The sequence below is a fragment of the Pseudomonas sp. BRM28 genome (assembly GCF_002939405.1).
Classification (GTDB): Bacteria; Pseudomonadota; Gammaproteobacteria; order Pseudomonadales; family Pseudomonadaceae; genus Aquipseudomonas; species Aquipseudomonas palmensis.
Window position 1 is genome coordinate 3,197,839 of the sequence record NZ_PEFV01000001.1, and the last position, 24,094, is coordinate 3,221,932.

The window sequence follows — 24,094 nt, forward strand, 5'->3', positions numbered from 1 at the left end:
GTTGCACCTACCTACGCGAAGCTGGAGAGACCATGAGAGCACTCACCTACCACGGCGCCCACGACGTCAGGGTCGATACCGTAATCGACCCCATTCTGGAAGAACCCGACGACCTGATCCTGCGGGTGACCGCCACCGCCATCTGCGGCTCGGACCTGCACCTGTACCGCGGCAAGATCCCGGCGGTCGAAGACGGCGACATCTTCGGTCACGAGTTCATGGGCGTGGTCGAGGAAGTCGGCACCGGGGTGACCGCCGTGCAGCCGGGCGATCGCGTGGTGATCCCGTTCGTGATTGCCTGCGGCAGCTGTTTCTTCTGCCAGCAGGACCTGTTCGCCGCGTGCGAGACCACCAATACCGGGCGCGGCGCGATCCTCAACAAGAAGCTCATCCCCTCTGGCGCAGCGCTGTTCGGCTACAGCCACCTGTACGGTGGCGTACCCGGCGGCCAGGCCGAGTACGTGCGCGTACCCAAGGCCAACACCGGGCCGTTCCGCGTGCCCGGCACGCTGAGCGACGAGAAGGTGCTGTTTCTGTCCGACATCCTGCCCACGGCCTTCCAGGCGGTGAAGAACACCGAGATCGGCCAGGGTTCGAGCCTCGCCATCTACGGCGCGGGGCCGGTCGGGCTGCTGTGCGCGGCGGTGGCGCGGATGCTCGGCGCCGAACGCATCTTCATGGTCGACCACCACCCCTACCGGCTGGCCTATGCGCAGCAGGCGTATGGCGTGATCCCGATCAATTTCGACGATGACGACGACCCGGCCGATACCATCATCCGCCAGACCCCGGGCATGCGCGGGGTGGATGGTGTGGTCGATGCGGTGGGCTTCGAGGCCAAGGGCAGCACCACCGAAACCGTGCTGGCCGCGCTCAAGCTCGAGGGCAGCAGCGGCAAGGCCTTGCGCCAGTGCATCGCGGCAGCCCGGCGTGGCGGTGTGGTCAGTGTGCCGGGGGTGTATTCGGGGTTCATCCACGGCTTCCTGTTCGGCGATGCGTTCGACAAGGGCCTGACCTTTCGCATGGGCCAGACCCACGTGCAGCGCTACCTGCCCGAACTGCTGGGCTACATCGAAACCGGCGCGCTCACGCCGGAAACCATCATCACCCACCGCCTGTCGCTGGAGCAGGCGGCCGAGGGCTACAGGATCTTCGACAAGAAGGAGCAGGAGTGCCGCAAGGTCATCCTCACGCCTGGCGACAGCAGCATCGAGTTGCCGATGGCCATCGTCGACGACGGCGTGGTGGCCTGAGCCCGTGACGCTGGCCGGCAGCCTCGCCGGTCAGCGTCGGGCGGGTTCAGTGGTGGGCGTGCAGCGCTTCGATCAGCTGCGCCTTGGTCATGCTCGAGCGCCCCTTGATGTCCTTGCTGCGCGCCTCCTTGAGCAGGCTTTGCTTGGTCTGGCTGGCCAACGAGGTGGTGGAGGTGCGCGCGTGGCCGGCGCGGGTGCTGGCGGCGCGTTTGGCCGAGTCGGAGGCAGCGGCGTGCTTTTCGCCGGCCGGGGTGCTGCGACCTGAGCCGCCCTTTTTCTCGCCCCCGCCAGATTGCTTGTTCACCGTGGCCCAGGCACGCGCCTCGGCCTCGGCTTTGGGCGTGCCTTTTTGCTCGTAGCTTTCTTCGATGTGCTGCGCCTTGCGTTTCTGCTCGGCGGTGTACTTGGCTTTGCTTCCCTGGGGCATGGTGCTCACCCTCGATCCGGTTGAATGCGGGCCCGTGTCACGGGCCATTCAGGGGGTTTGAGGGCACGGGTGCGCCAGGGTGCGATTGGGTGGATGAATGGCAGAGGAGCGAAGACCACCGGCCTCTTCGCTGGCACGCCAGTGAACGAGCGCGAAGCGCTCGCCACCTGTCCTACTGGGTAGCCCCGGCCATCTGCCCCGCCGGCTCATCCGCCCCGCCGATCGGCGCCTTGAGCAACAGGAAGTACGCCAGCGCCGAGCACAGCGCCACCACCGCACTGATCATGAACGCGGTATTGAACGAGCCCGAATACTGGATGCTGAACCCGGTCACGATCGGCGCCACGGACCCTGCAATGTAGCCGCCAAAGTTCTGGATCGAACCAAACGAGGCCACCCGCGGGCTGTCGACGATGGTGTTGACGATCATCCACGCCGTGGCACTGGCCATGTTGATGCTGAACAGCGCCAGGCACAGCAGTATCACGCACCCGGTCAACCCGCTCACATATGACAGCGGCAAGGTGAACAGCGCCGCCAGCACCAGCCCGGTGATCACGCTGAACTTGCGGCTGGCCAGCACGCTCATGCCACGCCGTACCAGCAGGTCGCAGAACCGCCCCGCCACGATGGTGCCCACCGCGCCGAAACCATAGGCCAGCGATACCACCCACGCGGTGTCGTACAGGTTCAGCCCATGCTCGCGCTCGAAGTAGCCCGGCAGCCAGGTCAGGTGCAGCCACAGCATGTAGATCACGCCCATGAAGCCCAGCACCGCGCCCCAGGTGCTGCGATGCTTGAACAGGTCGAGCCAGCCGGCAAAGTACGACGCCTTGGGCGCCTGCACCGCGTCAGCCCGCGGCGCCGGCTGTTCGCTTGGCAGCGCCTGGCCCTGCGCCGCCAGTTCGGCCAGGTACCTGGCCTTGCTCTTGTAGAACGTCAACCAGCACAGCGCCAGCACGATGCCGATCACGCCGGTGATGATGAACATCCCGCGCCAGCCGAAGTTGACCATGAACAGCGTCAGCAACGGTGGCGCCAGGCACGGCCCCAGGCAGGTCGACGACCACACGATGCCGGTCGGCGTGCCCCTCTCGTTGGCGTCGAACCATTCCGACAGCGCCTTGGCCGCCGAGGGGAACATCGGCGCCTCGCCGATCCCCAGCAGCACCCGCAGGCCCATGAAGCCGCCAAAGCTGTTGACCAGCCCGCACAGCGACTGCGCCACCGACCAGGCCAGCAACGAGGCGCCCAGGGCGATCTTGCTGCCCAGGCGGTCGATGATCAGGCCCAGTGGCAACTGCGCAAAGGCATAGGCCACGGAGAAGGCCGACAGCAGGATGCCCATCTGCGAAGGGCTGATGAGCATGTCGCGCTGGATCGAGGTGTTGGCAATCGACAGCGCGCTGCGGTCCAGGTAGTTGACGATGCCGATCAACAGCAGAAACACGACGGTGATGCGTTGGTACTTCTTCAGTGCGTTCATCTGATGGCCTTTATTATTGTTGTTGCAGCGTCAAACGCCGAGGCGATCCTTCATCCACACGTCATCCCTGGAATACGCACGCCCGCTCAGGGCTGGCGTGCAGTCACTGCCACCTCCAGCAAGCCACGACGGCTCAGGCTTTCGATCAGCGCACGCAGGCCGAATGCCCATTGTGGCGCCTGGTCGCTGGTGGTCACGCGGTTGCACAGGCTGCCCAGCAGCGGGTTGCTGATGGTGACCACATCGCCCAGCTTGTGGGTGAAACCGCTGCCGGGCTGGTCACGGTCCTGCTTGGGCGCGAACAGGGTACCCAGAAACAGCACCAGGCCGTCGGGGTACTGGTGGTTCTCGTTGAGGGTCTGCTGCACCAGGTCGACCGGGTCGCGGCTGATCTGGCGCATCGAGCTGCGCCCCTGCAGCACGAAGCCATCCCGGCCTTCGACGCGCAGGTCGACTTCGGCGGCGCGCACGTCCTCCAGGCTGAAGGTCTCGTCGAACAGGCGCAGCAGCGGGCCGAGGGAGGTCGAGGCGTTGTTGTCCTTGGCCTTGGACAGCAGCAGCGCGCTGCGCCCTTCGAAGTCGCGCAGGTTCACGTCGTTGCCCAGCATGGCGCCGTGGATGGTGCCGTTGCTCGACACCGCCAGCACCACCTCGGGCTCGGGGTTGTTCCAGCTGGACTTGGGGTGCAGGCCGATATCGGCGCCGTGGCCGACCGCCGACAACGGCTGGGCCTTGGTGAACACTTCGGCGTCCGGGCCGATGCCCACTTCCAGGTACTGCGACCACATGCCCTGCTCCACCAGCAGCACGCGCAGTTCTTCGGCCTGGGCCGAGCCGGGCACGATACGCGACAGGTCGGCGCCGATGCGGCTGACCAGGGTGTCGCGAATCGCGTCGGCCTTGGCCGGGTCGCCCTTGGCCTGCTCTTCGACCACACGCTCCAGCAGGCTGGCGGCGAAGGTCACGCCGGCGGCCTTGACCGCCTGCAGGTCGATGGGGGCCAGCAACCATGGCAGGCGCGCATCGCGCTGCTGCGGGTCGCTGTTGGCCAGCAGCGCGGGCAGCTCGATCAACGCCTCGCCCAGCGGCAGTGCGCGCAGGTAGGTGGCCGGGTCGGGTTGTTCGAGCAGGGCCGAGACGGTGGCCACATGGGCACTGATGTCATGCACCGCGCCGGCCCTGACCAGCACCACGGCCGGGCCCTGCTCGGGCAGCCACACCCGCCCTACCCAGCTGCCGGTGGCGAACACGGCGAGATCGTTGCTCAGTGCGAGAGGCGCGTGCGCCTGGTTCTGGTTGGTCATGTGTGCACTCTTGTTGTGGTGGTCGGTCATTGCGAAAGCGGCGCAAGTTGCAACTGCGCAGCGGTCTGGTTCAGCGCATCGAGCACCGCCGGCGACAGGCCCAGGCCCTCGCGCAACGCCTGCTCGCGCAGTTTCAGCCCGGCCTGGCCCGGCAGGCGCACCGGGCGCTGCGGGTCGAGCGGACGGCTGGCCAGCACCAACTGGCCAAGGAAGCTGCTCTCGGCGGTAAAGGCCTCAAGCCCGCCGAAGAAGCGCGGGTCGATCACCACTGCGGTGGCCGAGGCGCCCCACTGCTGCGGCGCGTCCTTGCGCCCGTGCCCGGCCAGGCCCGAGGTCAGCGCCTCGACCAGCAGGGCCAGGGCAAAGCCCTTGTGCCCGAAGGCCTGCCCGCCCAATGGCAGCAGGCTGCCCTGGGGCGTGGTGAAGAAGTCGCGCGGGTCGTTGCTCGGCGTGCCGTCGTTACTCATCAGCACGGCGTGAGGCAAGGTGGTGCCGGCATCGCGGCACTGGCCCACCAGGCCCAGGGTGACGCTGGACATGCTCACATCCAGCAGGATCGGCTCGCCCTGGGTCGGAATACCCGCGGCAATCGGGTTGGGGGTGTAGATCGGGTCGATGCCGCCCTGGGCGCACACCAGCCCCACCGACGGGTCGGAGGAATACAGCAGGGCCACCAGGCCACGGTCGGTGTAGGGCTTGAGGTAGGCCGCCAGGCAGCCGATGTGCGAGGCACGGCGCACCACCGAGATGCCGATACCCTGCGCCTGGGCACCCTGCGCGGCGCATGCCAGGGCACGCTCCACGCAGTACGGGCCCAGCACGTAGTGGCCGTCGAACAGCGTGGCGATGCCGCTGCCCTGCAGGTGTTCGAGGTCGGCGGCACGTGCCTTGACCTCACCGCGCTGTACGCCACCGACATAGCGGCTGACCAGGTTCAGACCGTGGGTGCGGTGCCCCAGCAGCTCGCCCTCGAGCAGCACGCGGGTCACCACCCGGGCCACCTCGGCGTCGGCCCCGGCACCCTCGAACAACTGTTCGACGAACCGGGTCAGCGTGGCCGTGTCGTAGCGCCGGGCTTCAGACATCGCCCAGGCCCTGGCGGCTGTACTGGCCATCGACCAGGCGCTGGATACCCAGCGGGTTGGCGTCCTTGAGGGCGTCCGGCAGCAGCGCGTCGGGCACGTTCTGGTAGCACACCGGGCGCAGGAAGCGGTCGATGGCCAGGGTGCCGACCGAGGTGCCGCGGGCATCGGAGGTGGCCGGGTACGGGCCGCCGTGCACCATCGCGTCACACACCTCCACACCGGTGGGGTAGCCGTTGACCAGCACGCGGCCGACCTTGTCTTCGAGCACGCCGAACAGCTGGGCGAAGGCCGGCAGGTCGTCACCGTCGGCCAGCAGCGTGGCGGTGAGCTGGCCACGCAGGGCGCTGACGGCGCGCAGCAGCTCGGCGTCGTCGGCCACCTGGATCACGATGGTGCAGGGGCCGAACACCTCTTCCTGCAGCAACTCGTCGTGTTCCAGCAGCAGGCTGACATCGGCGCCGAACAGCTGCGGCTGGGCCTGGTTGCCGGCTTGTGCCTGGCCGCTCAGGTGCTGGATGCCGGGGTGCGCCAGCAGTGCCTGCAGGCCCTTGCCATAGCTGGCCAGGGTGCCGGCGTTGAGCATGGTCTGCGGCGCCTGTTCGGCCAGGTGGCCGCCCAGTTGCTCGATGAAGGTGGTGAAGGCCGGCGAGCGGATGCCCAGCACCAGGCCCGGGTTGGTACAGAACTGGCCACAGCCCTGCACCACCGAGGCGGCCAGTTCCCTGGCCATCTGCGCACCACGGCTGGCCAGTGCCTGCGGCAGCGCCAGTACCGGGTTGATGCTCGACATCTCGGCAAATACCGGGATCGGCTGCGGCCGCGCCGCCGCCATGTCGCACAGGGCACGGCCGCCCTTGAGCGAACCGGTGAAGCCCACGGCCTGGATGCCGGGGTGCTTGACCAGCGCCTCGCCCACCCCGCCACCGAAGATCATGTTGAACACGCCGGCAGGCATGCCGGTTTTGTCGGCCGCACGCAGCAGCGCTTCAGCCACGCGCTCGGCAGTGGCCATGTGGCCACTGTGGGCCTTGAACACCACCGGGCAACCGGCTGCCAGCGCTGCGGCGGTGTCGCCGCCAGCGGTGGAGAATGCCAGCGGGAAGTTGCTGGCGCCGAACACCGCCACCGGGCCCACGCCGATGCGGTACTGGCGCAGGTCCGGACGTGGCAGCGGCGTGCGCTCGGGCAGCGCCTGGTCGATGCGCGCACCGTAGAAGTCGCCACGGCGCAGCACCTTGGCGAACAGGCGCATCTGGCCGCTGGTGCGACCGCGCTCCCCCTGGATGCGTGCGCTTGGCAGCGCGGTTTCGCGGCAGGTCAGCGCCACGAAGTCCTCGCCCAGGGCGTCGAGTTCATCGGCAATGGCGTCGAGAAATTCGGCCCGGCGCACGGCCGGCAGGCTGCGAAACACCGGGAAGGCCGCGCTGGCACCGGCAACGGCACTGTCGACTTCGCTCAGGGTGGCCTGGTGGAAACCGCCCGGCAGGCGTTCGCCGGTGTGGGCGTCGACGCTGTAGACCAGTGTGTCGCCCAGGGCGCTGCGCTGGCCTGCGATGAAGTTGTGTCCGGAAAAGCTCATGTGCATTTCGCCTCTATAAGGGTGCGGAAAGGTCAATCAGGTCACGGCGCCGATCTGCCACGGCACGAACTCGTTCTGCCCGTAGCCGTGTTGCTCGCTCTTGCTGCGCTGGCCCGATGCGATGCGCAGCATCTGTTCGAAGATGTAGGCGCCGCGTTCTTCAATGCTGGTGGAACCGTCGGCAATGCCGCCGCAGTTCACGTCCATGTCTTCTTCCTGGTGCTCGAACACCCGGTTGTTGGTGGCCAGCTTGATCGACGGCGCCGGGGCGCAGCCGTAGGCCGAACCGCGACCGGTGGTGAAGGCGATCAGGTTGGCGCCGCCGGCGACCTGGCCGGTGGCCGACACCGGGTCGTAGCCGGGGGTGTCCATGAACACCAGCCCCTTGGCGCGCACGGCCTCGGCGTACTGGTACACGTCCACCAGGTTGCTGGAGCCGGCCTTGGCCACGGCGCCCAGGGATTTTTCGAGAATGGTGGTGAGGCCACCGGCCTTGTTGCCGGCCGAGGGGTTGTTGTTGAGCTCGGCGTTCATGCGCTGGCAGTAGTCTTCCCACCAGTGGATGCGCGCGATCAGCTTCTCGCCCACTTCGCGGCTGACCGCACGGCGCGTCAGCAGGTGCTCGGCGCCGTAGATTTCCGGGGTTTCGGACAGGATCGCGGTGCCGCCCGCAGCCACCAGGCGGTCTACCGCATTGCCCAGCGCGGGGTTGGCGGTGATGCCCGAATAGCCGTCGGAACCGCCGCATTGCAGGCCCACGATCAGGTGCCGGGCGCTGACCGGCTCGCGGCGCACCTGGTTGGCGTCGGCCAGCAGCGCCTTGACCTGCTCGATACCGGCGGCGATGGTCTTGGAGGTGCCGCCAATGCCCTGGATGGTGAACGCGCGCAACTGGGCGCCGGCGGTCAGCCCCTGGGTCTGCATCAGGCTTTCGATCTGGTTGGTCTCGCAGCCCAGGCCGATGATCAGCACGGCGGCGAAGTTGGGGTGCACGGCATAGCCGCCCAGGGTGCGGCGCAGCAGGCCCAGGGCTTCGCCGCTGGGATCGACCGCGCAACCGGCACCGTGGGTCAGGGCCACCACGCCATCGACGTTGGGGTAGTCGGCCAGCGCCTCGGGGTGGATATCGCGGCGAAAATGGTCGGCCACGGCACGGGCAACGGTCGCCGAGCAGTTCACCGAGGTCAGGATGCCCACGTAGTTGCGGGTGGCGACCCGCCCGTCGGCGCGCACGATGCCTTCGAAGAAGGCTTCCCTGGCCGGCACGCTGTGGGCGTCTTCGCCAAAGGCGTAGTCACGGGCGAAGTCGCCCATCTCCACGTTGTGCACATGCACGTGTTCGCCGGCCTCGATGGGCTGCGAGGCAAAACCGATGATCTGGCCATAGCGGCGCAGCGCCTCGCCCTGCTCCACGCGCTGGCTGGCCACCTTGTGCCCCGAAGGGATCGACTGGCGCACGGTGACCGCCTCGGCGTCCAGGTGCAGGCCCTCGGGCAGCACCTGGCGGGCAATCAGCACGTTGTCCAGCGGGTTGAGGCGGATGACCGCAGGGTCTTCGCTGCTGCGGGTTCTGGCAATCAGGTGCATGGGACCTCTCAGGGCGCTACGGCAAGCTTCTTGTTATGGCATCACGCCCGTCTTGTGCGGGCGAATCTGCACCAACTGTAAGGAGCCGGCCGGCGTATTCCCAATGAGATGATCCGATCAAGCGATAACCCTGGGTTATCGAAGTGCGAATTCTCGTTTCATTTATAGATCGTTTTATGACCCTCGGCCTGACGGCGCTGGCGGGCGAAGTCCAGCAGGATATCGGCGAACACCTGCGCCGAGCCGGTCAGCGGCTGGTCCTTGCGGGTGATGATGCCGTACTCCAGCGGTGCCAGGTGCAGCGGGGTCTGCAGCTCGCGAAACTGACCGCTGGCCAGCTGCGCCGCCACCATCGAGCGCGGCAGCATGGCGATCATCGGCCCCGACTGCAGCAGTTGCAGGAACATCGGCATCGAGATGGTATCCACGCTGTCGGCGGGGGTGGCGATGTTGGCAGCGCGAAACGCCCGCTCCAGGCGGTCGCGGATCGGCGTGCCGACCGGGTACAGCACCCACGGCCAGTCGCCCAGGGCCTCCAGCGGCGTGATCTCGAGCTGGTTGAGCGGGTGGCTGCTGTTGACCACCAGGCAGAAGGGCTCGGGCTCCAGTGCCTGGAAGTCGAACAACTGGGCGAAGCGCGGTTCGGTGAAGCGCCCGATCATCAGGTCGAGCTTGTTCTGTTCGAGCATCGCCAGCAGGTAGTCGCTGGACTGCTCCACCACTTCTATCGACAGCAGCGGGCTGCGCGCCTTGATCGCGGCAATGGCCTGGGGCAGCACCACCGAGGTGGCGGCGAAGATGCCGCCCACCTTGATGAAGCCGTGGCCGCCCTTGCGCAGGCGGTTGACCTGGTCGACGAAGGTGTGCGAGTCGGCCAGCGCGTTCTGCGCATAGCGCACCACGTACTCGCCCAGCTCGGTGGGCGGCATGCTGCGCGGCAGGCGTTCGAACAGGGCAAAGCCGAACTGCTCCTCGAGGTCGCGCAGCATCTTGCTCAGGGCCGGCTGGCTGAGGTTCATGCGCGAGGCGGTGGCGTGCATGTTGCGCGTGCGCGCCAGGGTGTCGATCAGCACCAGGTGCTTGAAGCGCACCCAGTTGCAGAAGCTGGAATGGGTAATGTCCGAGGGCATCGGCTCAGTGCCTCCTGAAGATGGCGGCGCAGGTCATGTCATTGCGCCCGCAGGTAATGCAGCAGGGTGTTCAGCGCCACCGAGCGTGGGCGCGAACGCAGGGTCAGCAGGCCCAGGTTGACCATGCTGATGGGCAGCTCCACCGGCAGGATGGCGACCATGCCATAGCGCGCATAATGCTCGGCCACGTCGTTGGGCACCACCGCGATCATGTCGGAGGCTTCGAGCATGGCGGTGGTGGCCAGGATCGAGGCGGTCTCGACGATGTCCAGCGACTGCACCATGCCGCCGGCCTGCAGCGCGCTTTCCACGCGCCGGCGCATGGGGCTGCCGAGCGGGTGCAGGATCCAGGTGAGGCTGACCAGGTCGGCCAGTTGCAGCGCTGCGGCGCCGGCCAGCGGGTGCCCTGCCCTGGCGATCACGCGCATCTGCTCGCCGATGTCGAACAGCTCGATGTCCAGGTCCTGGCTGTCACCCTGGTCGGGCAGGCGCCCGAGCACCACGTCGAAGTCGCCGCGCAGCAGCGCCGGCAGCAAGGTGTCGCTGGTGCCCACCTCGATGCTGATGCGCACCTTGGGGTGGTCGCGCTTGTAGGCCAGCACCGCGCCGGTCAGCAGGCGCGGCACCGGGCCCATCACCGTGCCCACCCGCACCAGGCCCATGGCACCGCGGGCCAGTTCGGCGATCTGCGCCTGGGCGTGCTCGAACTCGTGCAGCGCGCCCTGGGCATAGCGGATCATCACCTCGCCATACAGGGTGGGCTGCATGCCCCGGGGCAGGCGCTCGAACAGGCGTACGCCCAGGCGCTCCTCCAACTGCTGCAACAGCAGGCTCGCCGCCGGTTGGGTGGTGTGCATGGCCGCTGCGGCGCGGCGCAGGTTGCCGAACTCGCCCAGGGCGTTGAGCAAGGTGATCTGGCGGCTGGAAATTTTCAGCGCGCCGAGGCTGCGTGGCAGCAGCGGATCGGCTTCAGGGCTCGCAGACATATCGAATTCGGTATCCCTGGTTAGGAAACCGCGATTATGCACGTATCGCTCGGCAACCTACAGTCGGGTCTCCAAGTGGTCACCGAGAACAAGAGCCCGCCATGAGCATTCGAATTACCCACCTGAGCGTTCGCGATATCCGTTTCCCTACCTCGCTGTCGCTCGACGGCTCCGACGCGATGAACAGCGCACCGGACTATTCGGCGTCCTACGTGGTGCTGCACACCGACAGCCCCCTGGAAGGCCACGGCCTGACCTTCACCATCGGCCGCGGCAACGAGATCTGCGTGGCCGCGATCCAGTCGCTGGCACCGATGGTGGTGGGCCTGACCCTGGAAGAGATCACCGCCGACATGGGCGCCTTCTGGCACAACTTCACCGTGGGCGACAGCCAGCTGCGCTGGCTGGGCCCGGAAAAAGGCGTGATCCACCTCGCCACCGCGGCCATCATCAATGCCGTGTGGGACCTGTGGGCCAAGCACGAAGAAAAACCGGTGTGGAAGCTGCTGGCCGACATGAGCCCCGAGCAGCTGGTGCGCTGCCTGGACTTCAGCTACGTCACCGACGTGATCACCCCCGAGGAAGCCATCGCCCTGCTGCGCCGCAATGCGCCGGGCAAGGCCGAGCGCGAGGCGCAGATGCTGCGCGAAGGCTACCCGGGCTACACCACCGCACCGGGCTGGCTGGGCTACAGCGAAGAGAAGATGCGCCAGCTGACCCGCGAGGCCGTGGCCGATGGCTGGACCCACGTGAAGCAGAAAATCGGCGCCAACCTGGAAGACGACATTCGCCGCGCCGGCATCCTGCGTGACGAGCTGGGCTGGGAACGCACCCTGATGATGGACGCCAACCAGGTGTGGGGCGTGGACGAATCGATCGAGAACATGCGCCGCCTGGCCGCCTTCGCACCGCTGTGGATCGAGGAGCCGACCAGCCCCGACGACATCCTCGGCCATGCCACCATTCGCCAGCGCATCGCGCCGATCGGCGTGGCCACCGGCGAGCACTGCCACAACCGGGTGATGTTCAAGCAGATGTTCCAGGCCGGTGCGCTGGACTTCTGCCAGCTCGACGCGGCGCGCCTGGGCGGGCTGAACGAGGTGCTGATCGTGCTGCTGATGGCGGCCAAGTACGACGTGCCGGTGTGCCCGCATGGCGGGGGTGTGGGTTTGTGCGAATACGTGCAGAATATCGCGCTGTTCGACTACATCGGCGTTTCGGCCTCGCTGCACAACCGCGTGCTGGAATACGTCGACCACCTGCACGAGCACTTCATCGACCCGGTGGTGATCCGCCGCGGCCGCTACATGCCACCGCTGCGCCCCGGCTACAGCATCGAGATGCACGCCGACACCCTGGAGCGCTACCAGTACCCGAACGGCCCGGTGTGGCTGGACATCGCCCGCACCTGATCGACACCCAAGCCCGCCGCCGCGCCCTGCGCGTTGGCGGGCCGCACCATCAATACCGGGGTTAACAATAATGACAATCCTCAATACCGCGACAGCGGCGGCCGCGCCCGCCGTGCCTGCCGAACAACGCCTGAACAGCCTGCTGCTGCGCAAACTGCTGCCGCTGCTGGTCATCGTCTACGTGATGAGCTTTCTGGACCGCACCAACATTGCCCTGGCCAAGGCCAGCATGGGCATCGACCTGGGGCTGTCGGCCGCTGCCTACGGCCTGGGCGCCGGGCTGTTCTTTCTGACCTACGCGCTGGCCGAGGTGCCGAGCAACCTGATCATGCACCGGGTGGGCGCACGTTTCTGGATCACCCGCATCATGATCACCTGGGGCCTGCTGTCGGCGGGCATGGCGTTCGTGCAGGGCGAGACCTCGTTCTACATCATGCGCCTGCTGCTGGGCGTGGCCGAGGCCGGGCTGTTCCCGGGGGTGATGCTGTACCTGACCTACTGGTTCGACCGCGAACAGCGGGCACGCGCCACCGGTTACTTTTTGCTGGGCGTGTGCCTGGCCAACATCCTCAGCGGCCCGCTGGGCGGTGCGTTGCTGCAGATGGACGGCTTGCTGGGCTGGCATGGCTGGCAGTGGCTGTTCGTGATCGAAGGCCTGCCGGCGGTGGCGCTGGCGTATGTGGTGTGGAAGAAACTGCCTGACGGGCCGGCCTCGGCCAAATGGCTGTCGGAGGCCGACAAGCGCGACATCGAGCAGCGCCTGAGCGCCGAAAAAGCCGCCGCGCCGCCACAGACCCGCCTGAGCCAGATGTTTCGCGACAAGCAGATCTGGCTGGCGATCGCGGTGTACTTCGTGCACCAGATCACCATCTACACGGTGATCTTCTTTCTGCCGGGCATCATCGGCACCTATGGCAACCTGTCGCCGTTCCAGATCGGCCTGCTGACCTCGGTACCGTGGATTGCCGCCGCCATTGGCGCCGCGACCTTCCCGCGCCTGGCCACCACCCCCACCCGCTGCCGGATGATCATGTTCTTCGGCTTGCTGACCATGGCGGCGGGGCTGGTGATTGCCTCGTTCTCCAACTCGTTCATCGGGCTGGTGGGCTTTTCGCTGACGGCGCTGATGCTGTTCGTGGTGCAGTCGATCATCTTCGTGTTCCCGTCCAGCCGCTTGAGCGGCAGTGCACTGGCGGCGGGGCTGGCGTTCGTGACCATGTGCGGGCTGTTCGGCGGGTTCGTCGGGCCGTCGGTGATGGGGTTGATCGAGCAGACCACCGGCAGCACGCGCAACGGGCTGTGGGTGATCGCCGGCCTGCTGGTGCTGGCGGCGCTGATCAGCACGCGGTTGCGTCAGGGGCAGGAGGAGAAGGTTCAGGCCTGACATCTCGAATCGGCGCTGCCTGCATCGCGGGTCAAGCCCGCTCCCACAAGGATCATCGCGGTCCCTGTAGGAGCGGGCTTGACCCGCGATGGTGTTCATATCATTCCGAATGATAGTTACCTTCGCCCCATTCGATTCGTTGTTAATAGTTACAAATCGCAGAATCCGCCCACTCTCAATACATTGGCGGATCTATCCATGGAACACTCACTCAAACCCTTGCGCTATCCCCTTGCTGCCCTGGCACTGGTGGTGATGAGTGCCTGTGGTCGTACCCCGGAGGCCCCGCAAGCGCCCGGTGCGCCGAAAGTCACGGTGGCCAAGGTGCTGGAGCAGCCCATCAACGAATGGGACGAGTTCACCGGCCGCCTCGAAGCCCCCGAAACCGTCGAAGTACGCCCGCGCGTTTCCGGCCAGATCGACCAGGTAGCCTTCACCGAAGGTGCCCAGGTCAAGAAAGGCGACCTGCTGTTCCAGATCGATCCGCGCCCGTTCCAGGCTCAGGTACGCCAACTTGAAGCCCAACTGCAACAAGCCCGCGCCACCGCCACCCGCAGCCAGACCGAAGCCCAGCGCGGCGAGCGCCTGCGCAGCAGCAATGCGATTTCCGCCGAACTCGCCGAGTCGCGCACCAGCGCCGCCGCCGAAGCCCGCGCCGGGGTGGCCGCGATCCAGGCGCAACTGGACCTGGCCAGGCTGAACCTGAGCTTCACCCGCGTGACCGCGCCCATCAGCGGCCGTGTCAGCCGCGCCGAGTTCACCGCCGGCAACATCGTCACCGCCGATGTCACCGCGCTCACCAGCGTGGTGTCCACCGACAAGGTCTACGCCTACTTCGACGCCGACGAGCGCGTGTACCTCAAGTACACCCAGCTGGCCCGCGACGGCCAGCGCGGCCAGAGCACCCCGGTGTACCTGGGCCTGTCCAACGAAACCGGCAACCCGCACCTGGGCCAGATGAACTTCGTCGACAACCAGGTCAATCCCAAGACAGGCACCATTCGCGGTCGCGCGGTGTTCGACAACAGCGACGGCCAGTTCACCCCCGGGCTGTACGCGCGCCTGAAACTGGTCGGCAGCGCCACCTATTCGGCCGTGCTGATCAACGACGAGGCCGTGGGCACCGACCTGGGCAAGAAGTTCGTGCTGGTGATGGACAAGGACAACAAGGCCGATTACCGCGCCGTGGAGCTGGGCCCCAAACTCGAAGGCCTGCGTATCGTGCGCAGCGGCCTGAGCAAGGAAGACCGCATCGTGGTCAAGGGCCTGCAGCGTGTACGCCCTGGCTCGCCGGTCAGCCCTGAAGAAACCCCGATGGCCAGCGATACCACCCTCGCCGCCCTCGCCCAGCAACGCCAGGCCCTGGAAGCCAGCACCCCGAGCAAGCCGGTCACGGTCAAGCTCGCCAGTGCCGCGGCACCACGCGGTTAAGGGACCAGACCGATGAATTTTTCCCAGTTCTTCATTACCCGGCCGATCTTCGCCGCCGTGCTGTCGCTGCTGATCCTGATCGCCGGCAGCATCTCGCTGTTCCAGCTGCCGATCAGCGAATACCCCGAGGTGGTACCGCCCACCGTGGTGGTGCGCGCCAACTTCCCCGGCGCCAACCCCAAGGTGATCGGCGAAACCGTGGCCGCGCCGCTCGAGCAGGCCATCACCGGTGTAGAGAACATGCTGTACATGTCCTCGCAGTCCACCGCCGACGGCAAGATCACCCTGACCATCACCTTCGCCCTGGGCACCGACCTGGACAACGCGCAGGTGCAGGTGCAGAACCGAGTGACCCGCACCCAGCCCAAGCTGCCCGAGGAAGTCACGCGTATCGGTATCACCGTCGACAAGGCCTCGCCCGACCTGACCATGGTGGTGCACCTGACCTCGCCGGACAACCGCTACGACATGCTCTACCTGTCCAACTACGCGATCCTCAACATCAAGGACGAGCTGGCTCGCCTGGGTGGCGTGGGTGACGTGCAGCTGTTCGGCATGGGCGACTACTCGCTGCGCGTGTGGCTGGACCCGAACAAGACCGCCTCGCGCAACCTGACTGCCAGCGACGTGGTGGCTGCCATTCGCGAGCAGAACCGCCAGGTGGCCGCCGGCCAGCTCGGTTCGCCGCCCGCCCCCGGGGCCACCAGCTTCCAGCTGTCGGTCAACACCCAGGGCCGCCTGGTGAGCGAAGAGGAATTCGAGAACATCATCATCCGCTCCGGCGCCGACGGTGAAATCACCCGCCTCAAGGACATCGCCCGGGTGGAGCTGGGCTCCAGCCAGTACGCCCTGCGTTCGCTGCTCAACAATCAGCCGGCGGTGGCGATCCCGATCTTCCAGCGCCCTGGCTCCAACGCCATCGAGATCTCCGACGAAGTACGCGCCAAGATGGCCGAGCTGAAGAAGGACTTCCCCGAGGGCATGGACTACAGCATCGTCTATGACCCCACCGTGTTCGTGCGCGGCTCGATCGAAGCGGTGGTGCACACCCTGTTCGAGGCGCTGATCCTGGTGGTGCTGGTGGTGATCCTGTTCCTGCAGACCTGGCGCGCCTCGATCATCCCGCTGGTGGCGGTACCGGTCTCGCTGATCGGCACCTTTGCGGTGATGCACCTGTTCGGCTTCTCGCTCAACGCGCTGTCGCTGTTCGGGCTGGTGCTGGCCATCGGTATCGTGGTGGACGACGCCATCGTGGTGGTGGAGAACGTGGAGCGCAACATCGAGCTGGGGCTCAACCCGCTGGAGGCGACCAAGCGCGCCATGAGCGAAGTGACCGGGCCGATCATCGCCACCGCGCTGGTGCTGTGCGCGGTGTTCATCCCGGCGGCGTTCATCTCCGGCCTGACCGGGCAGTTCTACAAGCAGTTCGCCTTGACCATCGCGATTTCCACGGTGATCTCGGCGTTCAACTCGCTGACCCTGTCGCCGGCGCTGGCTGCGGTGTTGCTCAAGGGCCATCACGCCCCCAAGGACCGCTTCTCGAAACTGCTCGACCGCCTGCTCGGCGGCTGGCTGTTCAAGCCGTTCAACCGCTTCTTCGAGCGTGCCAGCCATGGCTACGTGGGCACCGTGGGCCGCGTGATCCGCAGCAGCGGCATCGCCCTGTTCGTGTACGCCGGGCTGATGGTGCTGACCTGGATGGGCTTTGCCGCCACCCCGACCGGTTTCGTGCCCGCCCAGGACAAGCAGTACCTGGTGGCCTTCGCGCAACTGCCGGATGCGGCCAGCCTTGACCGCACCGAATCGGTCATCAAGAAGATGAGCGAGTTCGCCCTCAAGCAACCGGGTGTGGCCGACTCCATCGCCTTCCCGGGCCTGTCGATCAACGGGTTCACCAACAGCCCCAACAGCGGCATCGTGTTCGTCGCACTCAAGTCGTTCGACCAGCGCAAGGACCCCAGCCAGTCGGCCGCGGCGATTGCCGCCACGTTGAACGCGCAGTACGCCGACATCCAGGAAGCCTACATCGCGATCTTCCCGCCACCACCGGTTCAGGGGCTGGGTACCATCGGCGGTTTCCGCCTGCAGATCGAAGACCGTGGCAACCTGGGCTACGAGGCGCTGTACAAGGAAACCCAGAACATCATCGCCAAGAGCCACAACGTGCCGGAGCTTGCCGGGCTGTTCACCAGCTACCAGGTGAATGTGCCGCAGGTGGATGCCGCCATCGACCGTGAGAAGGCCAAGACCCACGGTGTGGCGATCAACGATATCTTCGACACCCTGCAGATCTACCTGGGCTCGCTGTACGCCAACGACTTCAACCGCTTTGGCCGTACCTACCAGGTCAACGTGCAGGCCGAGCAGCAGTTCCGCCTGGATGCCGAGCAGATCGGCCAGCTCAAGGTGCGCAACAACCAGGGCGAGATGATCCCGCTGGCGACCTTCATCAAGGTCAGCGACACCTCCGGGCCGGACCGCGTGATGCACTACAACGGCTTCATCACCGCCGAGATCAACGGTGGCGCAGCACCCGGCTACAGCTCCGGCCAGGCCGAACAGGCCATGGCAAAACTGCTCAAGGAAGAGCTGCCCAACGGCATGACCTTCGAATGGACCGAGCTGACCTATCAGCAGATCCTGGCCGGCAACACCGCGCTGTTCGTGTTCCCGCTGTGCGTGCTGCTGGCGTTCCTGGTACTGGCTGCCCAGTACGAGAGCTGGAGCCTGCCGCTGGCGGTGATCCTGATCGTGCCGATGACCCTGCTGTCGGCCATTACCGGGGTGATCCTGTCCGGTGGCGACAACAACATCTTCACCCAGATCGGCCTGATCGTACTGGTGGGGCTGGCGTGCAAGAACGCGATTCTTATCGTCGAGTTCGCCAAGGACAAGCAGGCCGAAGGGCTCGACCCGCTGGCTGCGGTGCTGGAAGCCTGCCGGCTGCGGCTGCGCCCGATCCTGATGACCTCGTTCGCCTTCATCATGGGTGTGGTGCCGCTGGTGTTCTCCTCCGGGGCCGGCGCCGAAATGCGCCATGCCATGGGTGTGGCGGTGTTCTCCGGGATGATCGGGGTGACGATTTTCGGCCTGTTGCTGACCCCGGTGTTCTTTGTGTTGATCCGTCGTTATGTAGAGCGCAGCGAGGCCCGCAAGGCGGCCCGCCAGCTGCAGCTGGAGAACCAGGCATGAACCACTTGAAACTGTGGGCACCGAGCCTGCTGGTGCTGGCCCTGGCCGCCTGTGCGGTCGGCCCGGACTACCAGGCCCCGCACACCGACGCCGCGCACCTGGCGGCGGCCGATGCGCAGGAGGCCAAGGCGGCCTTCGACCGCACCCGCTTCGATGCGATCTGGTGGCGTCAGTTCGACGACCCGGTCCTCAACCAGCTGGTGAGCCAGTCGCTGGCCGACAACCGCGAGCTGCGCGTGGCGTTTGCGCGCCTGAAGGCGGCGCGGGCGATCCGTGACGATGTGAGCAACGATGCGCTGCCCACCGTCACCAGCCGCGCCAGCAGCGACCTGGGCAAGGGTCAGATACCTGGCCAGACCGACCGCCGGGTCAACAGCGAGCGCTACGACCTGGGCCTGGACATGGCCTGGGAGCTTGACCTGTTCGGCCGCATTCAGCGCCAGCTGGAAGCCAGCGAGGCGCAGGAGGCCGCGGCACAGGCCGACCTGCAACAATTGCAGGTGAGCCTGATTGCCGAGCTGGTTGATGCTTATGGACAACTGCGCGGTGCGCAGTTGCGCGAGAAGATAGCCCTGGCCAACCTCAAGACCCAGCAGGATTCGCGCGGCATTACCGAAACCCTGCGTGATGCGGGGGTTGGCAACGAACTGGACGTGGTGCGCGCTGATGCGCGCCTGGCGGCGGTAGAGGCCAGCGTGCCGCAGCTGCAGGCCGAGCAGGTGCGTGCGCGCAACCGCATCGCCACCTTGCTGGGGCAGCGGCCGGATGCATTGAGTGTCGACCTGTCGCCGGCGCAGTTGCCGGCGATTGCCAAGGCCCTGCCGATTGGCGACCCGGGCGAACTGCTCAAGCGTCGCCCGGATGTGCGCAGTGCCGAGCGCCAGCTGGCGGCGGCCACGGCGAATGTGGGGGTGGCCACGGCCGACCTGTTCCCGCGGGTGAGCCTGAGCGGCTTCCTGGGCTTTACCGCAGGGCGTGGTTCGCAGTTGGGGTCGAGTGCGGCGCAGGCGTGGGCACTGGGCCCGAGCATCACCTGGGCGGCGTTCGACCTGGGCAGTGTGCGGGCGCGTCTGCGCGGCGCGAATGCCGAGGCCGAGGGTGCGTTGGCGACCTATGAGCAGCAGGTGCTGCTGGCGTTGGAAGAGTCGGAGAATGCGTTCAGCGATTACGCCAAGCGTCAGCAACGGCTGATGGCGCTGCTGCGCCAGAGCGAGGCGAGCCGCAAGGCCGCGGACCTGGCGTCGATTCGTTACCGTGAAGGTACGGTGGATTACCTGGTGCTGCTGGATGCCGAGCGTGAACGGCTTACTGCCGAGGACGCGCAGGCGTTGGGCGAGGTGGACCTGTATCGCGGGATCGTGGCGATCTACAAGGCACTCGGTGGTGGCTGGCAGACCGACAGCGTGGCTGCGGCGAACTGATTCAGAGCTCCTTTGGTTGGTTAGCACCGACCACTTTGCCCCGCCATTGGCGGGGCTTTTTTTTGTGGCCTTGCGGGCCTCTTCGCCGGCACATCGGCCTTCTTGGCCCTTGAAATGCAGCGGGCCCCTTCGCCGGCAAGGCCGGCTCCTACACAGGTCACGGTAAACCTGTAGGAGCCGGCCTTGCCGGCGAAGGGGCCCGCCAGAACGCTACAACTGCTTAGTAGTAGGCGTTTTCTTTCTGCGAATGGTCGGTCACGTCACGCACGCCCTTGAGCTCCGGAATGCGTTCGAGCAAGGTGCGCTCGATGCCTTCGCGCAAGGTAACGTCGGCCTGGCCGCAACCCTGGCAACCACCGCCGAACTGCAGCACCGCAATGCCGTCCTCGACCACTTCGATCAGGTTGACCTGACCGCCGTGGCTGGCCAGCCCCGGGTTGATCTCGGTTTGCAGGTAGTAGTTGATGCGCTCGTTGATCGGGCTGTCGGCATTGACCATCGGCACCTTGGCGTTCGGCGCCTTGATGGTCAACTGGCCGCCCATGCGGTCGGTGGCGTAGTCCACCACCGCATCTTCCAGAAACGGGATGCTGACCGCATCCAGGTAGGCGGTGAAGGACTTGAGCCCCACCGCTTCGTCTTCCGGCTTTTCTTCACCTGGCTTGCAGTAGGCAATGCAGGTTTCGGCGTAGTTCGTACCCGGCTGGGTAATGAAAATGCGAATGCCAATGCCTGGGGTATTCTGCTTTTCCAGCAGATCGGCCAGGTAATCGTGCGCGGCGTCGGTAATCGTTATGGCGCTCATGTAAGTTCCTCACAGACTTGTGCGCAGTTTACGCCAACACGGCCGGCGAACAAAGTCCTAGTAATTCTGTCGGGAAAGTGCCACCGGCACCGCCGGGCCCAGGCGCGCCTCGAACCAGCCACTCATGCGCCGGTACAGGCCCTTTTCCAGCCAGCGGTAACTGGCCCACGACGCCCCGCCGATCAGCGGCACGCACAGCGCGAACACCAGGTAGGGGTTGAGCCCCAGACGCTCGCTGGCAAACCAGCCGCCGTACAGCACCAGCACATGGATCAGGTACACCGAATAGGAGCAGTCGCCCAGGGCCTTGAGCACCCGGTTGCCTTTGAAATACGGCTCCAGCGAGATGCACGCCAGCACGATCAGCGCGCTCGGCAGGCCCCAGTGCAGCAGGCGCGACGAATTATCCAGGCGATAGATCGCCACCGATGCGGCCGCCAGGGTCAGCAATGGCAGCCACAGCCCCTGGGCAATCCAGCCGCGTCGGTAGAGCACGCCGATGGCTACGCCCAGCAGGAACTCGTAGATGATGTTGTTGCTGTAGAACCGCCCCAGCACGCCCAGGCCGGTGAGCACCTCGCTGACCGCGAACAGCGCCAGCGCCACCAGCCACAGGTGATGGCGCTGGCGCACCAGGAACACCAATGAGAACAGCAGGTAGAAGAACATCTCGTAGTTCAGCGTCCAGCCCACGTTGAGCGTGGGGTACAGGCCGTAGCCGCCGGGGTTTTCCGCCGGAATGAACAGCAGCGACAGCAGCAGGTGCGACAGCTCCAGGGTCTGATGCGGCATCCACTGGCTGGCCACCACCAGCAGCAGCGCCATCAGGCCGGTATAGAACCAGTAGGCCGGCACGATGCGCAGCACCCGGTTGAGCAGAAAGCGCCGGGGCGCCATGGGTTTGTCGCGGGTCGAGAGGTAGATCACCAGCCCGCTGATGACGAAGAAGATGTCCACCCCGACCGCACCGCGATCGGCCAGAAACTGCCCTACCGGGCCGCTGGCCTTGAAGTCGAAGAAGATCTGCATGAAGTGGTGACAGACCACCACCCAGGCGGCGAGCGCCCTCAATGCCTGAAGCGAAAACAGCATGTCGATTCCCGTCTCTCGTTACCCCACCCTGGCCCCGCACAAATCGGGACCGCTTGCGGGTGGGACTACGAAAGGCCGGGAAAGATCAGCCCGATCTGCCCGGCGGTTGCTTCAGAGGTTCTCGTAGCGGTTCATGTCGAGCACGCCGGCCTCCACCGGATCGGTCTGCTGGATGTAGCGGCTCAGGTCATGAAAGTACTGCCAGAACTGCGGGTGGCTGCGGCGCACGCCCCAGCGCATGACGATGCGCTCGAAGCGGGCCGGATCGTCCCGCGCCGCCTCCATGTCCTCGACCCACTCGGGCACGTCGCTGGCCGGAATGTTGAACATGAAGTTGGGGTAGCTGCTCATCACCCCCGGGTAGAGGGTCAGGGTGTCCAGCCCCGGCTGGTAGCGGTAGGCCTCGCCGAGCATGAACGCCACGTTGCTGTGGGCGCGGTTGCGCAGCAGGCTGTAGACCTTGCGCTGGCCGCCCTGCCCTTCGATGCGCAGCATGGTCGCCTCGGGCAGCTGGCCGATCACCTTGAGCCCGGCCGCCGGGCGCGAGGCCAGTCGGCTCAGGGCCTGCTCCACGTCACGGAACTCCTCGCTGCCGGGCAGCGAGCAGTACGCGCCCTGGCAGCGGTTGATCGGGTCTGGCGCGGCGTTCAGGCTGCCGGTGCGCTCCACCAGCTTGAGGCCGAAGTCGCGCTTGGGGTCGCGCGGGTCGAGCTTGAGGGCGGTCGGGGTCTTGCTGTCGATCGCCTCGTAGTCCAGCCACATCTTGACCTTGCCGCTGTTCTGGTACCAGTCGCCGAGGATGTCGCTGCGCTGCTTGGCCGGCATCAGGCGCAGGAAGTTGACCTCGGCCCCGTTGCGGATCAGGTCGAAGTAAAGGCGTGTCTGCGCCTGGTGCGAGACGTTGCCGTACACGTCGAAATTCACCGCCAGCTGGTAATAGGTGCGCTCGAACAGCGGGTAGTCGAACAGCCACAGGGTCTTGGGCACATCGCCGATCAGGCCCTTGCTCACCGAGGCACTGTCGAAGTGGCGGAAGATGGTCAGCAAGGCGTTGTCGTTGCCGGCCCACAGGCTCGACCAGCTCGGTGGCGGCAGGTCGGCATAGGCGTCGCGGCGCAGTTTTTCGTACTCGTTGCGCTTGTCGCGGTAGGCGTGCCACAGGGTCAGGATGCTGCCCACGTCGTCGATCTGACCGGGCATCGCCAACAGGGGCGTGGCCTTGCCGCGGTACTCGGCATCGGTGATGTAGCGGTCGTGTGCCGGCTCCTGGAACAGGGTCCAGAAGTTGTCGCGGATCACGTCGGTGGCGATCTGCCCACGGCATACCGGGCCGCGAATGAAGGTGCGCACGAAGTACTCGGCGTTATCGAGCATGAACTGGTAGCGCGCTATCGCCGGGATCGCCTCGAAGGTCTCGAACGGGTTGGCGCGGTGGCGCGGGCCGTAGCCGGGCAAGGCCGTGGCATGCCAGTCGCCGCTGTAGAACAGCTGCTTGACGCGCTTGAGCTTGTTCGGCCCCATCGGGTAGGTGATGTGGGTCTTGTGCACGATCACGCCCTGCACGGGCATCAGGCGGTAGTAGAAGTCGGTGCCGGGCGGATCGTTGGGGCGGCGTGTGGCGATCAGGTCGATCGGCTGGCCGCTGGGCGTGCGCGAGCGCACCCACTGGAAGAAGTGGCCCTGCTCGCCGCCGACAAAGTAGATGTGCGCCAGGAACAGGTGCTCGTACAGCCAGCGCCCCACCAGCGCCTCGGTGGACCCGGGGCGGTTGAGCAGCGCCTCCCACTCGGTGATCTGCGCGGCCTCGCTGGCACTTGGCTGGATCGGGTTGTACTCCACCGGCGCACCGGCGGCGAACCAGCGCTGCAGGGTCTGGTACTCGGCATCGGTAAGGCCGGTGACGGCCAGCGGCATGCCCTCCCTGGGGTGGGCGCCGGCGTAGGCGTCGAACTCGCCGGGCAGCGGGCACATGTTGTTGCGGTTGAGCCCCAGCACGATCTCCTCGGGCAGCTTGGCGTTGGGGGTGAGCGGCGTGTTGTGGCCCAGCTCGAGCATGCGCGCCATCAGCGCGGCCTGGCTGCCCTGGCTGTCGAGCACCGAACTGAAGCCCTTGCGCTGCCAGGCCTCGACGCTGTGCGCGTCGTAGAACAGCCGGGTCGGCGCGACCGCCGTACTGCGGTCGCCCTGATACACAGGCACCTTGGAGGCACCGCGCGCGGCGCCCTCGGCACTGCCCAGGTTCAGCTGGCAGGCCGCGTCGTTGCAGGCATGGCAGGCAACGCACTTCTCGGTGAAGATCGGTTGGATGTCCCGGGTATAGGAAATAGCCGGGCTTGTGACGGGGGCTTGTCCGAGCGCCGCGCCGCTGATGAGCAGTGCGAAGGCGCCGGCAAGTAAACGATGCACCATGTGCCAAATGTCCTGGGTATTGATAGCTTCACGATTCTACCGGTGGCGGCAGCGTGCCAACATGAATCAAATTCATGCAAACCGGCAACACGCCTAAAAACCGCGCAGGTT

17 protein-coding genes are annotated in these 24,094 nt (G+C 66.3%); 6 read left to right on the plus strand and 11 right to left on the minus strand.

The genetic code is table 11. From position 1 onward, the window contains the following. The first annotated feature begins 32 nt into the window (after window positions 1–32). Window positions 33–1,253 (plus strand): zinc-dependent alcohol dehydrogenase, encoded by a 1,221-nt coding sequence (locus tag CR917_RS15080; protein WP_058540342.1) that lies wholly within the window; start codon window positions 33–35, stop codon window positions 1,251–1,253. A 46-nt stretch (window positions 1,254–1,299) separates the two neighbouring features. Here CR917_RS15080 and CR917_RS15085 read toward each other — a convergent pair whose 3' ends face one another. The 8 genes from CR917_RS15085 to CR917_RS15120 all read right to left on the minus strand — a co-directional run bounded on the left by CR917_RS15085 (window position 1,300) and on the right by CR917_RS15120 (window position 10,837). Further along, a complete protein-coding gene (locus CR917_RS15085) occupies window positions 1,300–1,680 on the minus strand; it encodes a hypothetical protein (protein WP_043864065.1) in 381 nt (126 codons plus the stop codon). A gap of 172 nt (window positions 1,681–1,852) precedes the next feature. After that, window positions 1,853–3,166: an MFS transporter gene (locus CR917_RS15090; RefSeq protein WP_054914329.1), complete on the minus strand. Its 1,314-nt coding sequence runs from the start codon at window positions 3,164–3,166 to the stop codon at window positions 1,853–1,855. An 86-nt stretch (window positions 3,167–3,252) separates the two neighbouring features. Further along, a complete protein-coding gene (locus CR917_RS15095) occupies window positions 3,253–4,470 on the minus strand; it encodes a fumarylacetoacetate hydrolase family protein (protein WP_104573181.1) in 1,218 nt (405 codons plus the stop codon). Window positions 4,471–4,496: 26 nt separating this feature from the next. Beyond that, the gene (locus CR917_RS15100; protein ID WP_054914328.1) at window positions 4,497–5,555 is read right to left on the minus strand and encodes an Ldh family oxidoreductase; all 1,059 of its coding nucleotides are present in this window, start codon (window positions 5,553–5,555) and stop codon (window positions 4,497–4,499) included. Then, window positions 5,548–7,134 carry an aldehyde dehydrogenase (NADP(+)) gene (locus tag CR917_RS15105; RefSeq protein WP_104573182.1) on the minus strand — a complete coding sequence of 529 codons (1,587 nt, stop codon included), beginning with the start codon at window positions 7,132–7,134 and terminating at the stop codon, window positions 5,548–5,550. Before CR917_RS15105 ends, CR917_RS15100 begins: the two co-directional genes overlap by 8 nt. A 36-nt stretch (window positions 7,135–7,170) precedes the next feature. Further along, window positions 7,171–8,721 carry a UxaA family hydrolase gene (locus CR917_RS15110; RefSeq protein WP_043864068.1) on the minus strand — a complete coding sequence of 517 codons (1,551 nt, stop codon included), beginning with the start codon at window positions 8,719–8,721 and terminating at the stop codon, window positions 7,171–7,173. Window positions 8,722–8,879: 158 nt separating this feature from the next. Further along, on the minus strand, window positions 8,880–9,851 hold the full coding sequence (locus tag CR917_RS15115; protein WP_043864069.1) for a LysR family transcriptional regulator: 972 nt from the start codon (window positions 9,849–9,851) through the stop codon (window positions 8,880–8,882). A 38-nt stretch (window positions 9,852–9,889) separates the two neighbouring features. Then, entirely contained in the window at window positions 9,890–10,837 is a 948-nt protein-coding gene (locus CR917_RS15120) for a LysR substrate-binding domain-containing protein (protein ID WP_054914325.1), read from the minus strand. 101 nt (window positions 10,838–10,938) lie between these two features. On the opposite strand from CR917_RS15120, the gene CR917_RS15125 reads away from it, so the two are divergent. The 5 genes from CR917_RS15125 to CR917_RS15145 all read left to right on the plus strand — a co-directional run bounded on the left by CR917_RS15125 (window position 10,939) and on the right by CR917_RS15145 (window position 19,677). Further along, window positions 10,939–12,249 carry an L-fuconate dehydratase gene (locus CR917_RS15125; protein ID WP_043864071.1) on the plus strand — a complete coding sequence of 437 codons (1,311 nt, stop codon included), beginning with the start codon at window positions 10,939–10,941 and terminating at the stop codon, window positions 12,247–12,249. A 70-nt stretch (window positions 12,250–12,319) separates the two neighbouring features. After that, window positions 12,320–13,633, plus strand: a complete 1,314-nt coding sequence (locus CR917_RS15130; RefSeq protein ID WP_104572569.1) for an MFS transporter — start codon at window positions 12,320–12,322, stop codon at window positions 13,631–13,633. Window positions 13,634–13,831: 198 nt separating this feature from the next. Then, complete coding sequence (gene mexE, locus CR917_RS15135; RefSeq protein WP_043864073.1) at window positions 13,832–15,064, plus strand: multidrug efflux RND transporter periplasmic adaptor subunit MexE; 1,233 nt, start codon at window positions 13,832–13,834, stop codon at window positions 15,062–15,064. Between the two features lie 12 nt (window positions 15,065–15,076). Then, complete coding sequence (locus CR917_RS15140) at window positions 15,077–18,256, plus strand: efflux RND transporter permease subunit (protein WP_054914324.1); 3,180 nt, start codon at window positions 15,077–15,079, stop codon at window positions 18,254–18,256. Continuing rightward, the gene (locus CR917_RS15145) at window positions 18,253–19,677 is read left to right on the plus strand and encodes an efflux transporter outer membrane subunit (RefSeq protein WP_043864075.1); all 1,425 of its coding nucleotides are present in this window, start codon (window positions 18,253–18,255) and stop codon (window positions 19,675–19,677) included. The genes CR917_RS15140 and CR917_RS15145 overlap by 4 nt, the downstream gene beginning before the upstream one ends. Window positions 19,678–19,897: 220 nt before the next feature. On the opposite strand, the gene nfuA is transcribed toward CR917_RS15145, so the two are convergent. The 3 genes from nfuA to CR917_RS15160 form a co-directional block, all read right to left on the minus strand. Further along, the gene (gene nfuA, locus CR917_RS15150) at window positions 19,898–20,482 is read right to left on the minus strand and encodes a Fe-S biogenesis protein NfuA (protein ID WP_058540345.1); all 585 of its coding nucleotides are present in this window, start codon (window positions 20,480–20,482) and stop codon (window positions 19,898–19,900) included. 57 nt (window positions 20,483–20,539) lie between these two features. Further along, window positions 20,540–21,574, minus strand: coding sequence for an acyltransferase (locus tag CR917_RS15155; RefSeq protein WP_104572570.1), 1,035 nt, complete (start codon window positions 21,572–21,574; stop codon window positions 20,540–20,542). 111 nt (window positions 21,575–21,685) lie between these two features. Continuing rightward, window positions 21,686–23,983, minus strand: coding sequence for a fatty acid cis/trans isomerase (locus tag CR917_RS15160; RefSeq protein ID WP_054914322.1), 2,298 nt, complete (start codon window positions 23,981–23,983; stop codon window positions 21,686–21,688). Window positions 23,984–24,094: the final 111 nt, after the last annotated feature.

Coding starts and splice junctions, on each gene's coding strand:
- CR917_RS15080 (WP_058540342.1), top strand. CDS start 33: ATGAGAGCACTCACCTACCACGGCGCCCACGACGTCAGGGTCGATACC.
- CR917_RS15085 (WP_043864065.1), bottom strand. CDS start 1,680: ATGCCCCAGGGAAGCAAAGCCAAGTACACCGCCGAGCAGAAACGCAAG.
- CR917_RS15090 (WP_054914329.1), bottom strand. CDS start 3,166: ATGAACGCACTGAAGAAGTACCAACGCATCACCGTCGTGTTTCTGCTG.
- CR917_RS15095 (WP_104573181.1), bottom strand. CDS start 4,470: ATGACCAACCAGAACCAGGCGCACGCGCCTCTCGCACTGAGCAACGAT.
- CR917_RS15100 (WP_054914328.1), bottom strand. CDS start 5,555: ATGTCTGAAGCCCGGCGCTACGACACGGCCACGCTGACCCGGTTCGTC.
- CR917_RS15105 (WP_104573182.1), bottom strand. CDS start 7,134: ATGAGCTTTTCCGGACACAACTTCATCGCAGGCCAGCGCAGCGCCCTG.
- CR917_RS15110 (WP_043864068.1), bottom strand. CDS start 8,721: ATGCACCTGATTGCCAGAACCCGCAGCAGCGAAGACCCTGCGGTCATC.
- CR917_RS15115 (WP_043864069.1), bottom strand. CDS start 9,851: ATGCCCTCGGACATTACCCATTCCAGCTTCTGCAACTGGGTGCGCTTC.
- CR917_RS15120 (WP_054914325.1), bottom strand. CDS start 10,837: ATGTCTGCGAGCCCTGAAGCCGATCCGCTGCTGCCACGCAGCCTCGGC.
- CR917_RS15125 (WP_043864071.1), top strand. CDS start 10,939: ATGAGCATTCGAATTACCCACCTGAGCGTTCGCGATATCCGTTTCCCT.
- CR917_RS15130 (WP_104572569.1), top strand. CDS start 12,320: ATGACAATCCTCAATACCGCGACAGCGGCGGCCGCGCCCGCCGTGCCT.
- mexE (WP_043864073.1), top strand. CDS start 13,832: ATGGAACACTCACTCAAACCCTTGCGCTATCCCCTTGCTGCCCTGGCA.
- CR917_RS15140 (WP_054914324.1), top strand. CDS start 15,077: ATGAATTTTTCCCAGTTCTTCATTACCCGGCCGATCTTCGCCGCCGTG.
- CR917_RS15145 (WP_043864075.1), top strand. CDS start 18,253: ATGAACCACTTGAAACTGTGGGCACCGAGCCTGCTGGTGCTGGCCCTG.
- nfuA (WP_058540345.1), bottom strand. CDS start 20,482: ATGAGCGCCATAACGATTACCGACGCCGCGCACGATTACCTGGCCGAT.
- CR917_RS15155 (WP_104572570.1), bottom strand. CDS start 21,574: ATGCTGTTTTCGCTTCAGGCATTGAGGGCGCTCGCCGCCTGGGTGGTG.
- CR917_RS15160 (WP_054914322.1), bottom strand. CDS start 23,983: ATGGTGCATCGTTTACTTGCCGGCGCCTTCGCACTGCTCATCAGCGGC.